This window comes from Streptosporangium sp. G11 (genome assembly GCF_051192615.1).
Taxonomy (GTDB): Bacteria; Actinomycetota; Actinomycetes; order Streptosporangiales; family Streptosporangiaceae; genus Streptosporangium.
The window spans coordinates 133,369-146,166 of record NZ_JBPJUQ010000020.1; the positions used below are offsets into that span (position 1 = coordinate 133,369).

General features: G+C 70.9%; 13 protein-coding genes. 9 read left to right on the top strand and 4 right to left on the bottom strand.

What is annotated here, in order from left to right; translation table 11 throughout:
• Nucleotides 1-40: 40 nt before the first annotated feature.
• The 4 genes from ACSDR0_RS20695 (at nt 41) to ACSDR0_RS20710 (ending at nt 4,321) form a co-directional block, all read left to right on the top strand.
• Nucleotides 41-1,342 carry a GH1 family beta-glucosidase gene (locus tag ACSDR0_RS20695; RefSeq protein WP_435290487.1) on the top strand — a complete coding sequence of 434 codons (1,302 nt, stop codon included), beginning with the start codon at nt 41-43 and terminating at the stop codon, nt 1,340-1,342.
• 343 nt (nt 1,343-1,685) lie between these two features.
• The gene (locus ACSDR0_RS20700; RefSeq protein WP_435290488.1) at nt 1,686-2,366 is read left to right on the top strand and encodes a GAP family protein; all 681 of its coding nucleotides are present in this window, start codon (nt 1,686-1,688) and stop codon (nt 2,364-2,366) included.
• Nucleotides 2,367-2,787: 421 nt separating this feature from the next.
• A complete protein-coding gene (gene erm, locus ACSDR0_RS20705) occupies nt 2,788-3,618 on the top strand; it encodes an ErmE/ErmH/ErmO/ErmR family 23S rRNA (adenine(2058)-N(6))-methyltransferase (RefSeq protein ID WP_435290489.1) in 831 nt (276 codons plus the stop codon).
• A 214-nt stretch (nt 3,619-3,832) separates the two neighbouring features.
• Nucleotides 3,833-4,321 carry an HIT family protein gene (locus tag ACSDR0_RS20710; protein WP_435290490.1) on the top strand — a complete coding sequence of 163 codons (489 nt, stop codon included), beginning with the start codon at nt 3,833-3,835 and terminating at the stop codon, nt 4,319-4,321.
• Here the strand turns inward: ACSDR0_RS20710 and ACSDR0_RS20715 are convergent.
• Both ACSDR0_RS20715 and ACSDR0_RS20720 read right to left on the bottom strand, forming a co-directional pair.
• Entirely contained in the window at nt 4,318-4,842 is a 525-nt protein-coding gene (locus ACSDR0_RS20715) for a hypothetical protein (RefSeq protein ID WP_435290491.1), read from the bottom strand. The two genes, ACSDR0_RS20710 and ACSDR0_RS20715, sit on opposite strands and share 4 nt — an antisense overlap.
• A 148-nt stretch (nt 4,843-4,990) precedes the next feature.
• Nucleotides 4,991-5,596 (bottom strand): NADPH-dependent FMN reductase, encoded by a 606-nt coding sequence (locus ACSDR0_RS20720; RefSeq protein WP_435290492.1) that lies wholly within the window; start codon nt 5,594-5,596, stop codon nt 4,991-4,993.
• A 148-nt stretch (nt 5,597-5,744) separates the two neighbouring features.
• Between ACSDR0_RS20720 and ACSDR0_RS20725 the strand changes: the two genes are divergently transcribed.
• The 4 genes from ACSDR0_RS20725 to ACSDR0_RS20740 all read left to right on the top strand — a co-directional run bounded on the left by ACSDR0_RS20725 (nt 5,745) and on the right by ACSDR0_RS20740 (nt 9,818).
• On the top strand, nt 5,745-6,599 hold the full coding sequence (locus ACSDR0_RS20725) for a helix-turn-helix domain-containing protein (protein WP_435290493.1): 855 nt from the start codon (nt 5,745-5,747) through the stop codon (nt 6,597-6,599).
• Between the two features lie 108 nt (nt 6,600-6,707).
• Entirely contained in the window at nt 6,708-7,757 is a 1,050-nt protein-coding gene (locus ACSDR0_RS20730; RefSeq protein WP_435290494.1) for a phosphotransferase, read from the top strand.
• Nucleotides 7,758-7,854: 97 nt separating this feature from the next.
• Nucleotides 7,855-8,847 carry a sigma-70 family RNA polymerase sigma factor gene (locus ACSDR0_RS20735; RefSeq protein WP_435290495.1) on the top strand — a complete coding sequence of 331 codons (993 nt, stop codon included), beginning with the start codon at nt 7,855-7,857 and terminating at the stop codon, nt 8,845-8,847.
• A gap of 209 nt (nt 8,848-9,056) precedes the next feature.
• Nucleotides 9,057-9,818, top strand: a complete 762-nt coding sequence (locus ACSDR0_RS20740; protein ID WP_435290496.1) for an SDR family NAD(P)-dependent oxidoreductase — start codon at nt 9,057-9,059, stop codon at nt 9,816-9,818.
• 22 nt (nt 9,819-9,840) lie between these two features.
• On the opposite strand, the gene ACSDR0_RS20745 is transcribed toward ACSDR0_RS20740, so the two are convergent.
• A complete protein-coding gene (locus ACSDR0_RS20745) occupies nt 9,841-10,680 on the bottom strand; it encodes a GNAT family N-acetyltransferase (RefSeq protein ID WP_435290497.1) in 840 nt (279 codons plus the stop codon).
• A gap of 600 nt (nt 10,681-11,280) precedes the next feature.
• On the opposite strand from ACSDR0_RS20745, the gene ACSDR0_RS20750 reads away from it, so the two are divergent.
• Nucleotides 11,281-11,967 (top strand): hypothetical protein, encoded by a 687-nt coding sequence (locus ACSDR0_RS20750; RefSeq protein ID WP_435290498.1) that lies wholly within the window; start codon nt 11,281-11,283, stop codon nt 11,965-11,967.
• A gap of 267 nt (nt 11,968-12,234) precedes the next feature.
• Here the strand turns inward: ACSDR0_RS20750 and ACSDR0_RS20755 are convergent.
• Nucleotides 12,235-12,798 (bottom strand): hypothetical protein (locus ACSDR0_RS20755; RefSeq protein ID WP_435290499.1); only part of this gene is annotated, 564 nt, incomplete at its 5' end.

Below are 12,798 nucleotides of genomic sequence, written 5' to 3' on the forward strand. Positions count from 1 at the left end.
GGATTAACATGAGCCAGACTCACACTATTTGGAGGCCGGGATGTTCCTGTGGGGTACGGCAACCGCGTCCTACCAGATCGAGGGCGCCGTCACCGAAGACGGGCGAGGCACCTCGATCTGGGACACCTTCGCCCGCGAGCCCGGCCGCGTCCGCGACGGCGACACCGGCGACGTGGCCTGCGACCACTATCACCGCTGGCCCGAGGACATCGCGCTGATGTCCGGCCTCGGGGTGAACTCCTACCGCTTCTCCATCGCCTGGCCGCGCGTCCAGCCCGAGGGGAAGGGCGCGGTCAACCAGGCGGGCCTCGACTTCTACGACCGGCTGACCGACGCGCTCCACGAGAAGGGCATCGTCCCCGCCGCCACGCTCTTCCACTGGGACCTGCCCCAGCCCCTGGAGGACGAGGGCGGCTGGCTGAACCGCGACACCGCCTACCGGTTCGCCGAGTACGCCGCGGCCGTGGCCGACAGGCTCGCCGACCGGATCCCCCTGTGGATCACCCTGAACGAGCCCTTCATCCACATGGTCTTCGGCTACGCCCTGGGTACCCACGCCCCCGGCAGGACCCTGATCCTGGACGCGCTCCCGGCCGCCCACCACCAGTTGCTCGGGCACGGCCTGGCCGTACGGGAGCTCAGGGCGCGCGGCGCGGAGAAGGTCCTGATCACCAACAACTGCACCCCGGTCTGGCCCGCCTCCTCCGACCCCGCCGACCTGGCCGCCGCCGACGCCTACGACACCCTGCACAACCGCCTGTTCAACGACCCGGTGCTCCTCGGCGCCTATCCCGACCTGTCCGCGTTCGGGGTGAGCCTCGACTGCGTCCGCGACGGTGATCTGGACCTGATCGGCACGCCCCTCGACGGCATCGGTATCAACTACTACAACCCCACCCGGATCGTCGCGCCCACCGGCGAGGGCCTCCCCTTCGAGGACACGGGCATCACCGGCTACCCCACCACCGCCTTCGGCTGGCCCGTCGTCCCCGACGGCCTGCGCGAGCTCCTCTCCGGCCTCAAAGCCCGGTACGGCGACGCCCTCCCGCCGGTCTACGTCACCGAGAACGGCTGCTCCCAGCCCGACGAGCCCGGCCCCGGCGGAGCGGTCGACGACCAGGACAGGATCGCCTTCCTCGACGGCCACATCGGGGCCGTCGAGCGGGCACGGGCCGAGGGGGTGGACGTGCGCGGCTACTACGTCTGGTCCCTGCTGGACAACTTCGAGTGGGCCGAGGGCTTCAGCCAGCGCTTCGGGCTCGTGCACGTCGACTTCCCCACCGGGACACGTACCCCGAAGGCCTCCTATCACTGGCTGCGCGATCGCATCTCGCGGAGCTGACGCGGCGGCTCCCACCGCCGCGACGGCACGGCGCGGGCGGGACTCCGCGCCCCGCGCCCGACCGTGTCACAGGCGGGATCCGCGCCGCGCGCCCGACCGCGCCGCGCGTGGAATCCGCGCGGCGCGGAACGGCCGCCCGTAGTCCGCGCCCGTAGTCCGAAAGATGTACGGCGGCTTCGGCGTCACGCAGGAGGTCATCCGGGGGCCGGCATCACATCATCGGAAGTGAGGAAATCCGGAACCCCACCGACCACATCCCGTACCCACCTCCACGGTCACGACCGGAGGCGGCACCGGGTACGCGGGGCCGCCGCGCCCCGGGCGTCACCGACGGAGAGCGAAGTTGACCACCGAACTGGTACTGACCCTGGGGGTCCTGGCGCTCGTCGACAGCACGAGTTTCGGGACCCTCGGCATTCCCGCCTACCTGCTGCTCGCCTCGGACCGGTCACCGACCGGCCGCCTGCTGGTCTACCTCGCCACGGTCGCCATCTTCTACTTCGGCGTCGGCGTCGCGCTGATGCTCGGCCTGTCCACGGCCCTCGACGTCTTCGACGAGGCCCTGCGAAGCCGCACCGCCTCCTGGATCCAGCTGGCGATCGGCGTGGGACTGTTCCTTCTCAGCTTCCGTTTCGACTCCAAGCGGCAGAGGGAGAAGGCGGGACCGAGCCGCTGGGAGCCCCGCCTCGGGGGGCCGGGGACGATGATCCTCCTGGGGCTGACCGCCGCCCTGCTGGAGGTCGCGACGATGGTTCCCTACCTCGGCGCGATCGGCTTCATGACCGCCTCGGACCTGCCCGTCGTCACATGGGTGCCGCTGCTCGCGGGCTACGTGGTCGTCATGATCCTGCCTCCGCTCGTGCTGCTCGGCGTCAGGACCGTCGCCAGAGGCTGGCTGGACCCGAAGCTGGAACGGCTGCGCGCCTGGATGCGGCGGCACTCGGCCTCCGCGATCGGCTGGACCCTGGGCATCGTCGGTTTCCTCGTCGCCCGCGACGCGGTGTCCCGCCTGTTCACCGGCTGACCCCGGCGCCTCCCGATCTCCCCTGCCCCGGTCCCTGCCCCGACCCCGGTCCCGGCCGGCGCGACGGGCAGGGGCCGGACGGGTCCACCGGCCACGCCGCCCGACGGGGGCCGGCGGCGGCCGGTGGAACCGGTTGCGGCCGACGAGGGCTGATAAGGGCCGAGGGCTTCATAAGGGCCGGTGAGGGCTGGTCGGGGCCGCCGGAAAACCCGTTGCGAAGTAACGAGACGGCTCGTACCGTCTAGGGCCATGTGCATGTACTTCGCCTGCCACATGGTCGGCTACGTGATCCGTCCCCGCCACAGCCAGGCTCTGGCCCGCTAGGGACGCCCCACCTCTCCTCACCTTCTCCACGCGTCCCCGATGCGCGCCCAGGGCTTCCGAGACCTTCCTTCACCTCGGACCCGAAAGGGCGAAAGCTGTGGCGCACTCCTTCGCGCACGGAAACCATTCACACACCCAGAGAAAGGTCGGGAACAACGGTGGCCGCACCGGCCGCGACCGGGCCAGGCGCACCCTCTCGCAGAACTTCCTCGTCGATCCGCACGCCGTCCGGCGGATGGCCGACGCGACCGGAGCGCACGAGCTGCTCCTGGAGCCGGGCGCGGGAGAAGGCGCTCTGACCTTCGCCCTCGCGGAAAGCTGCGCCAGGGTCGTGGCGTACGAGATCGACCCGCTGCACGCGGGCAGGCTCACCGCCCGCACCCGCGACGACGACCGGATCAAGGTGGTCAGGGGTGACTTCCTGACCGCGCGGGTCCCGCGCGAGCCGTTCGCGGTCGCCGGGAACATCCCGTACTCGATCACCTCCAGGATCGTCGACTGGTGTCTGCGCGCGCCCGCGCTCACCTCGGCGACCCTGCTCACCCAGCTGGAGTACGCGCGCAAGCGTTCCGGCGACTTCGGCCGCTGGAGCAAGCTGACCGTGCTGACGTGGCCCGGCCACTCCTGGGAGCTGGCCGGGCGCGTCGGCCGCGCGAGCTTCCGGCCGGTGCCCGCTGTCGACTCGGCGATCCTGCGGATCGAGTCGCGTGCCGTCCCGCTGCTGCCCGGCGGCCGGGACGCGACCTGGCGGGAGTTCGTCGAGTACGGCTTCACCGGGCTGGGCGGTTCGCTGCACGCCTCGCTGCGGATGCGGTACGCGCCCCACCGGGTCGACGCCGCGTTCGCGGAGGCGCGGGTGGACCGTGGCACCGTGGTGGCGTTCGTCCATCCCGACCGGTGGCTGACGCTCTTCGAGTCGCTCCACTGAGAAACCCGTCCGACCGAACACCCGGGACCCCCTGGGTCCGGCCCGCCCCATCGGCCGAACCCGGGCGGTCCTACCTTCACGACGAACGGGAACCCCCGGAAACGACATCTCCCGCGTCCCGCGTGCGCCGGCCGTATCCCGCTCCCGCCCGGCGCACGGGCCGCATTGACTCGAAGCGGGAAGTGCAGTCATGAGATCTCGTAACATCGGCGTCATGATGACTTCCACGGGTTGCTACCCATGCGATCAGGAAGCGCGGTTCGACGTACTGCCTCCGCGGGAGCGGATCGCGTTCGACGACCACTGGCGGGTGGCCCACGCGATCAACACCGCGCTGCCCGGATGGCTGGTGCTCGTCCCCCGACGCCATGTCACGACCGTCGCGGCCCTGACCGACGCCGAGGCGTCCTCCCTCGGCCTCTGGCAGACCCGGCTGTCGCGGGCGCTGCACGAGGTGACCGGCTGCGTGAAGACGTACGTGGTGCAGTTCGCCGAGCTCGAAGGCTTCGAGCACGTGCACTTCCACATCGTGCCGCGCATGAGCGACCTGCCGGGCGAGCTGCGGGGACCCCGGGTGTTCGGGTTGATGAACGGCACGTGCGGCGAGCACGTCACCGCCGGGCAGATGGACGAGACGGCCGTCAAGCTCGGCCAGGTCCTCCGGGAGAGCACCGTGGAGACCGTGCCACCGGACGGAAACTAGTCCTCGTCCATCCAGTCGGGGCTCACGGGGCCTTTGGGCCCCATGGCCGCCCGGCGGATTCTGGCCGCGCCGTACTCGCCGGGTGCGAGACAGTCGGGACACGGAGGAACGCCGTGGGCGTTGGGCATGTATCTCCAGCCGGTCACCTGGTTCACGGCGCGGACGCGATGGATCTCCTTCGCGCCGATCGCCCGGGGGATGAAGACCTCGTACCCGCGGGCGTCGTCGCACCCGGCGATCAGGGCGGCGGCCTCGGCGCTGGGGAGCCGCCCGTGCTCCCGCCCGTAATGGCCCACGAACACCGGCTCGTCGTCGGGCACCCGGAAATCGACGGCCGTCACCGTACGGCGTCCGCCGCGCTTCAGCTCGCGGACCCACTGGTGGGTGAGCTGGTAGGAGGGCAGGACCGGCAGGCAGAACAGCCCCGGCAGGCCGTCGCGGTCGCGGCTTCGCGCGCGGATCCCGGCCCTCCGCACCGATCGGATGTTCTTCTCCGCCGTGAGATGGACGAACAGCGTCATGCGGTCACCCCTTCGGGATATGACGTCCGGTCTTCCAAGAGCACCCCGCCTCCACCTTGAAGGTCCGTGAGATCCGTGAGGATCAGCCAGAACGTGACGGCAGCCTAACCCGGCGTACGGCCACGGCAAACGGCTTTTCCGGCGGGCCCTACCCCTCGGTGGCTCGCAGGCGGTCGCGCCGGGCGTCGTGGAGGATCGAGCCCCACCAGAGAAGCTGGTCGAGCATCGCCTTCGCGGCTCCGTTGGGCCCCTCGGGGTCCTTGAGAACGCCGTCGGGACCGAACAGCTCGTAGTACCGGGGAAAGGAGACGTAGTCGCGGACCGTGTGGGCGTGCAACTCGCCGAAGACCTGGCGCAGCTGCTCCACCGCCAGGATGCCACCGCTCCCCCCGCTGTAGCCGACGAAACCGATCGCCTTGGCCTCCCACTCGGTGTAGTGCCAGTCGATGGCGGCCTTCACCGAGGCGGGGAAGCTGCGGTTGTACTCCGGCGTCACCACGACGATCGCGTCGGCCGCGTCGATTCGCCGGGTGAGGTCCGCCATCTCCGTGGGACGGGCCATGTTGGGTTCGAGCGCCGGCGGCAGGGGTGGCAGTTCGAGCGGCAGGGACGTGTCCGCCAGGTCGATGACATCCACCGTGAACCGGCCGTGCAGCTCGGCCCGCTCGGTGAACCAGCTCGCGACCACCGGGCCGAAACGGCCCTCCCTGACGCTACCGATGATCACTGCGAGGTTGAGGGTCTCACTGGGCATGGCTGTGCTCCCTGTTGGTCAAAGGTTCGAGGTGACCGTGAAGGTCACGTCCCCAACCTGCCGGGCGGGGCGGAGACCAGGAAGACCGAGCCGAGACTGGTAGTGGCAGGGCCACGATCCCGGCGGCCACGGCTGTTACGTTCGAAAGGTGAGCGACAACGAGCTGGGCATGTTCCTGCGCATCCGGCGGGAGGCCGTCACGCCCGCCGAGGTGGGGCTGCCCACCGGCCCCCGCCGCCGCACGCCGGGCCTGCGAAGGGCCGAGCTGGCCACGCTCGCCGGCGTCAGCGTCGAGTACCTGACCCGGCTCGAACAGGGGCGCGACCGCCGCCCGTCCGCGCCCGTGCTCTCCGCGCTGGCCGGCGTGCTACGGCTGACCGCGAGCGAACGCATCCACCTGCACCGGCTGAGCAAGGGGGCCGGTGGCGGCTTCAACTGCATGGGCGACGCGACGCCGACCCGCGCGGTGCGCCCCACCGTGCGGGCGCTGCTCGACCGGCTGGAGCCCGCCCCCGCCGTGCTGCTCAACCGGCTGAGCGAGATCCTCGCCTGGACCGCGGGGTACGAGCGGCTGGCGAGACCGATCGGCCTGCTGGACGGCGGCCCTCCGAACCTCGCCCGCTTCGTGTTCGCCGACGGCCGGGCACGGATCGCCTACCCCGACTGGGACCGTGTCGCCGACGAACAGGTCGCCGCCCTCAAACAGGGGCCGTTCATGGCGGACCGGCACATCGCGATGCTCGCCGACGAACTGACCGTCACCGCCGGGACGGCCTTCAGCGGGCGCGTGGACACCCTGCCCGGCCTCCCGGAGTCCAGCGGCGTCACGCGGCTGGTCCACCCCGGCGTGGGCGAGCTGCGCCTGGCGTACGAGACCCTCGAACTGCCCGCCGACGACGACCAGCGCCTCATCGTCCATCTCCCCGCCGACGACGCCACCTCCGCCGCGCTCGACCGCCTCACCGGCCGCCACCCTGGCGCGCTGCGCGCGGTGTCCGGCTGACGCGGGACACGCTCCCCCGGCTCGAAGTGCTCCGCCGCGAGCGATGATTCCTCGGACTTCCGTGGGTTGTAAGCGGTGACGGAACCCATCGACCCCCGGGAGGCAGACATGTCGAGCACGGAGAGCCGCGAGGCGGATCCCGGGCGGGGAACCGCGCTCTGGTCGTCGGCGGCCTGGCGGCGGGGCGCGGTGTCGTGGCTGGACGAGCGGCTCGCCGTAGCCGGGATGGAACGCACCGGCGAGGTCACCCAGCCGCACCTGCGGCCGTGGGGAACGGTGCTCAGGGCGCCCACCACCCGCGGCCCGGTGTGGCTGAAGGCCCCCGGACCTGACACCGCGTTCGAGGTGGGGCTCTACCGGCTCCTGCGGCGGGCCTCGCCGGACCGGACCCTGCCCCCGATCGCCGTCGACGCCGAGCGGGGGTGGATCGTGCTCCCCGACGGGGGGACGCCGCTCGGGGAGCGCGTGAACGGTGCCGCCCTGACCGACGCCCTGGTGACGGTCCTGCCGGAGTACGGCCGGCTCCAGCGCGACCTCATGCCGTACGTCGACGACCTGCTGTCGCTCGGCGTCACCGACATGCGCGCCGCCGTCATGCCGCGGCGGTTCGACGAGGCGGCGCACGCGGTCGGAGAGTACGTGGAACGCCACGGCGACACGTCCGAGAAGGAGACCCACCGGCGCGTGACCGCCATGCGCGCCCCCTTCGTCTCGTGGAGTGAACGGCTGGCCGCCGCGTCCGTACCGCCAAGCCTGGACCACAGCGACCTGCATCCCTGGAACATCCTGGTGGCCGGGCCCACGCCGGCCCATCGGGTGCGGTTCTACGACTGGGGCGACAGTGTCGTGGCCCACCCGTTCGCCGGAATGCTGGTCGCCCTGGGATTCCTCCGCCTCCATCTGGGGGTCGCCCCCGACGACCCGGCGATCCTGCGCCCCAGGGACGCCTACCTCGACGTGTTCAGCGACCTCGCACCGCACGCGGAACTCGTCGAGGAGCTGGAGCTGGCCTGCCGAGTCGGCAAGATCACTCGTACCCTCGTCTGGGAGCGGTCGATCCGCGCCCAGGGCCACGCGCGGGCGGGCGAGTTCGCGAAGGCGCCGCTGCACTCCTTCGAATCCCTGGCGGTGGACTCGTGGATCGCGCTGGGGGCCTGATCGTTCCCGCCGGTGCGGTGGCGCGGGCTGGAATGATCAGGCCCCCGGTGCCACCGCATCGGCGGACCGTCGGGGCTCGCCGGTAGGGTTCCGCGAGATGAGCGAGGCTGGGCGGGGACCCGAGAGCGACGCGCCGGGAGCGCGGCTGCTGGACGCCGCGAGGAGGGGTGACCCCGACGCCTTCGGGCACCTGGTCGATCCGTTCCGCGGCGAGCTGCACGCCCACTGTTACCGGATGCTCGGATCGGTCCATGACGCCGAGGACGCCCTGCAGGAGGCGCTGGTGCGCGCCTGGCGGAGCCTGGGACGGTTCGAGGACCGCGGCTCGATCCGGCCGTGGCTGTACAAGATCGCGACCAACAGGTGCCTGACGCTGATCGAACGCCGGGGCCGCCGGGAGCTTCCCACCGACTTCGGCCCGGGTGCCGCGCCGCTCGCCGAGACCTCGTGGATCGAGCCGTACCCCGACGAGAGACCGGGCCCCGAGGCCCGCTACATGGCGCGTGAGGGCATGGAACTCGCCTTCGTCGCCGCGCTCCAGCACCTGTCGGCTCGCCAGCGGGCCGTCCTGGTCCTGCGTGAGGTCCTCGGATTCTCGGCGCGCGAGGTCGCGGACCTGCTGGAGACCACGGTCGCGTCGGTCAACAGCGCGCTGCAGCGCGCCCGCAAGGTCCTCGGCCCCCGGCTTCCCGCCACCGGCCCGCGTTCCCCGGACGAGGAGGGGCTCCGAGAGCTGGCGGACCGGTACGCGGCCGCGTGGGAGGCCGGAGACGTCGAGGCCATCGTGGCGATGCTGACCGACGACGCCAGATACGCGATGCCGCCATTGCCGGAATGGTACGAGGGACACGAGGGGATCAGGGCCTTCCTGGTCGAGGGGCCGCTGACCTACCGGTGGCGCTTCCTTCCGGCGCGCGCGAACGGGCAGCCCGCGTTCGGCACCTACATGTGGGACGAGGACAGGAGGGCCTACGTCGCGGTGGGGCTCGACCTGCTCGCGCCACGGGGCGCGAAGATCGCCGAGGTCGTCTCGTTCCTGACGCCAGAGATCTTCGCCATGTTCGGTCTCCCCGACGAGATCCCGGGCTGATCCTGCGCCGGGCGATCTCGGCGCGAGGTCTTCTCGACGTAGGGCGAGCTCAATGTCAGGCCGTCTCGACGTGAAGCGATCTCCGCATGAGGCCATTTCCGCGCGAGGCGATCTCGGCGTGAGGCGATCTCGGTGACGGGCGATGAGATCGGCGTCCTTTGCGGGTTGTACGCGGTGACACGACCCGATCGACGCGCAGGAGGCAGGCCATGTTGCTCGAGGGCAAGAACGCGATCATCTACGGCGGGGGTGGCTCGGTCGGAGGTGCCGTCGCCCGCGCGTTCGGCCGCGAGGGGGCACGCGTCTTTCTCGCCGGGCGGACCCGGACGACCCTGGAGAGGGTCGCCGGCCAGATCCGTACCGCAGGAGGCGCGGCCGAGACCGCCGAGGTCGACGCGCTGGACGAAAGGTCGGTCGACGAGCACGCGGCCACCGTCGTGGCCGAGGCGGGAAGCATCGACGTCTCCCTCAACGTGATCGCGGACAGGGACGTGCAGGGGACGCCGATGATCGACATGTCGCCGGAGGACTATCTGAGCCCGGTCATGACCGCCGTACGCTCGAAGTTCCTCACGTCGCGGGCGGCCGCACGGCACATGGCCGGGCGGCGGTCGGGCGTGATCATGGCGTTCGGCGGGACGGGCGACCGAGGCTCGGCCCGCCGCCACAACCTGGGCGGCCTGCAGGCCGCCTTCGACGCGGTCGAGTCCATGCGGTGCCAGCTGGCCGCCGAGCTGGCACCGTACGGGATTCGCGTCATCACCCTGCGGACGGGTGGCCTGCCCGAGACGATCCCGGCGGACTTCGACCGGCGCGAGGCCATCGAGCGGGACATCGTCGGGCAGACCCTGACCGGGCGGGCGGCGTCGCTGGAGGACGTCGGCAACGTGGCCGTCTTCGCCGCCTCCGACTGGGCCCGCACCATAACGGGTGCGGCGATCAACATGACCTGCGGCGCGGTCGTGGACTGACGGTCGCGCGCCGCGAGCCGGGTCACGAACCGTCGGCCGGGCCCACGTCCGGCCGCCAGATCCAGTTCTGCCGGTTGTACAGCGTCCGCATCCCGGCCGCGATCATGTTGTTCAGCGACGGATTGGTCGCCCCTTCCCCCGGAAGCCCGGCTTCGGCGACGAGCCAGCGGCAGCCCGCGTTCTCGGCCTCCTTGGCGCGGGCCGCCAGCAGGGCCGACTGCGCGCCACGGTTGCGGTGGCCGGGCAGCGTCGCGGCGGCGTTCAGGGAACCGATCTCGCCGTGGACGAAGAGATTGGCTCCGGCGACCATCTCGTCACCGTCCCAGACCGCGAACGGCCGGAAGGCCGGATGCCCGACGCTGGCCGCCAGCATCTCGGCGAGTCCCTCCTCGGGCATGCCGAACCCTCGCAGGATGACCGAGGCCCACTCCGAGGCGGCGTCGGGGGCGACCGGCCCGACGCGCATCCCGGTGTGGCCCGGCCGGAAGGCGTCGATCGGGCACGCCAGCTTCACCCAGGACGATCCCGGGCTGATGCCGTGGCCGGTGTGAATGTCGTCCCAGTCCGGCGGCAGCGCGGACGGGGCGATCTGGATGGTCGCGCCCCTGCTGTCCTCCGCGCGGTAGAAGTCCACCACGCGGTCGACGAGGTCGCGGGTGATCGGCTCGTCGAACCCGAACCCGAGCGCCTTGCTCCAGTAGCCCGTCACGTCATGCCGCATCGACAGGGCGACGCCACCGCCGATACGCGTGGTGGTGATCCCGAGCGTGGACCTGGCGGACGGCGGTGCGAGCGATTCGTACTGGTACATGAACTCCGCCTCGACACCTTCGGCGAGAGCGGTCAACCGGTCCTGCGACATGCCGTTTCCCCCAGAATGGCTAAACGTGTCCCCCATGGTGGCATCTCGCGGAGCGCGCAACGGGCGCGGGCGGGGGCCCGGCGTCGCCGTCACCACGCACGGGGTCTCCCGGCGGTGGCCGGGAGACCCCGTGCTCACGCCGGTCCCAGCTCAGCAGTGCTTGCCCAGCGACATGCGCCGGATGAGATGAAACTTGCCCGCGTTGAAACGGCCGGAGGCGAACCACCGGCCGCAGGCCTCTGGCCATCACCGATCTGATGAACCTCAAGCGCTGGCGCTCCTCGGCGACCGGTTCCGACATCCATGTCGTCACCGGTTTCTACGACCATCTGGCGCTCCCCCTGCTGTCCCCTTCCGGCACCATGCGGGCGTTCGCGCTGGGCAGGGAGAAGGGGACGTTCACGAGGCAGGAGCGCGAGTTCGTCGAAAGGCTCCACCCCATGTTGATCGCCATGGATCACAAGGCACGCCTGTCACGGTCCCCGGCCGCGCGGAGCCGCCTGACGCCGCGCGAGGAACAGGTTCTCGAACTCATCGCCGCGGGACTCACCCGCCAGATCGCGGCGTCACACGCCGCCCTCCCTCGGGCTGGACGTCGCCGTGGACAGGGACCGGGCGGTCCAGATCTCCACGACGGACGCTCTGCTGTGGGACGGCACCCGCTTCACCAAGGTGCTCGACCTGGAGGAGGACGGTGAGGACAACGGGAACGGCGGGGACGGTGGAGACGGCGGGGACGGCGGGGACGGCGAGAACAGAGCCGAGCTGACCGCGGTGGACGCGGGCTCGGGTCACATCTGGATCGCCGGATCGCACGGCGGGCGGCCGATGCTCTGGCACGGCTGGAAGGGCGAATTCCGGCGGGCGGCCACGCCTGACGCACTGGACATATCAGACATATCGGACGGCAAGCTCAACGCCGTCTGGCAGAACAACCCGTCCGACGTGTGGGCGGTGGGCAAGGCCGGCCCGCACCCCCTCGCCCTGCGGTGGAACGGCGCCTCCTGGCGGCGCGTGCCCCTCCCTGACCAGCGAGGCGAGCTGCACGGCGTGACCGCGTTCGGCCCCGACGACGTGTGGATCGCGGGGTGGGACGCGGCGCTCGTCCCGAGTCGTGTCGTGGTCATGCACTGGAACGGCCGGACCTGGACTCGTGAGCTGCTTCCCTCCCCCGGCGAGGTGACCCACGCCGCGATCGAGCGCGTCCCCGGCACCCCACGGATCTGGCTGGTCACCTCGATCAGAAACGGCGACTCCGAGTCCATCGTCACCTTCCGCCGCCGTTAGGCCATATTTCAGAAGGGTTCGCTGCTCGGGCTGCGGCGCGCCGCCCTGGCAGCGGATCGTCACCGGGCCGCGGGCCCGCGCCGATGCCGCCGAACCGATCACCTGGGACGTCAGCGTCGGCTCCACCATCACCCGGGCCCATCAGCACCCCGCCGGTGCCCGCACCCACAGCGAAAAAGGGCATCCGCTTCGGCGGACGCCCCCTTCCACTCACCGCCTGATCACTCAACCCGGTGAACGTATGTGGTCACACAGCACCAGGCATCATCAGGGGCGGGACGACTTCACCGGGAGCTTCACACCCTGTGGGCGAATACCGCATCCGGCGGGCACGTTGGGGCGCAGGCACCGTAACCATGACTTCAATTTGTGGCTCCGCGCCAACGCCTGGGCGGCGATGCGCTCGTGCGCATCCATGGTGCGGGGCAGGTTCGTCACCGGAGTCGATTCCACCCATAGCCCAAAGCTCATCAGACCTGTCACCCGAGGATGCCGTTTGGCGAGGTCGACATAATTCCACTGGAGTTCGGCCAGGTCCGCATCCGTCTGGTAGCCCGGCTTGCTACCGCATGCCCTGAGGGGCGTCGCCTGCGGCAGGAGGAAGAGTTCCTGGTGGGACCCCGTCACCGACTCAAGCGTGGCCAAAGTCTCTTCGATCTTCGAGATCGGCTGGCAGTACCAGTCGAAACCGACCCAGTCGATCGCGGACGGTACCGTCATGGTGGGAGTGACCTTGGGGCCTGCCTCGACCATCGAGCCCTTTTCATCTTGAGTAGCGGCCCTCTTCGACGAGCTGCAGGACGAGAATCGCTTGTACGAGTGCGGTCGCAC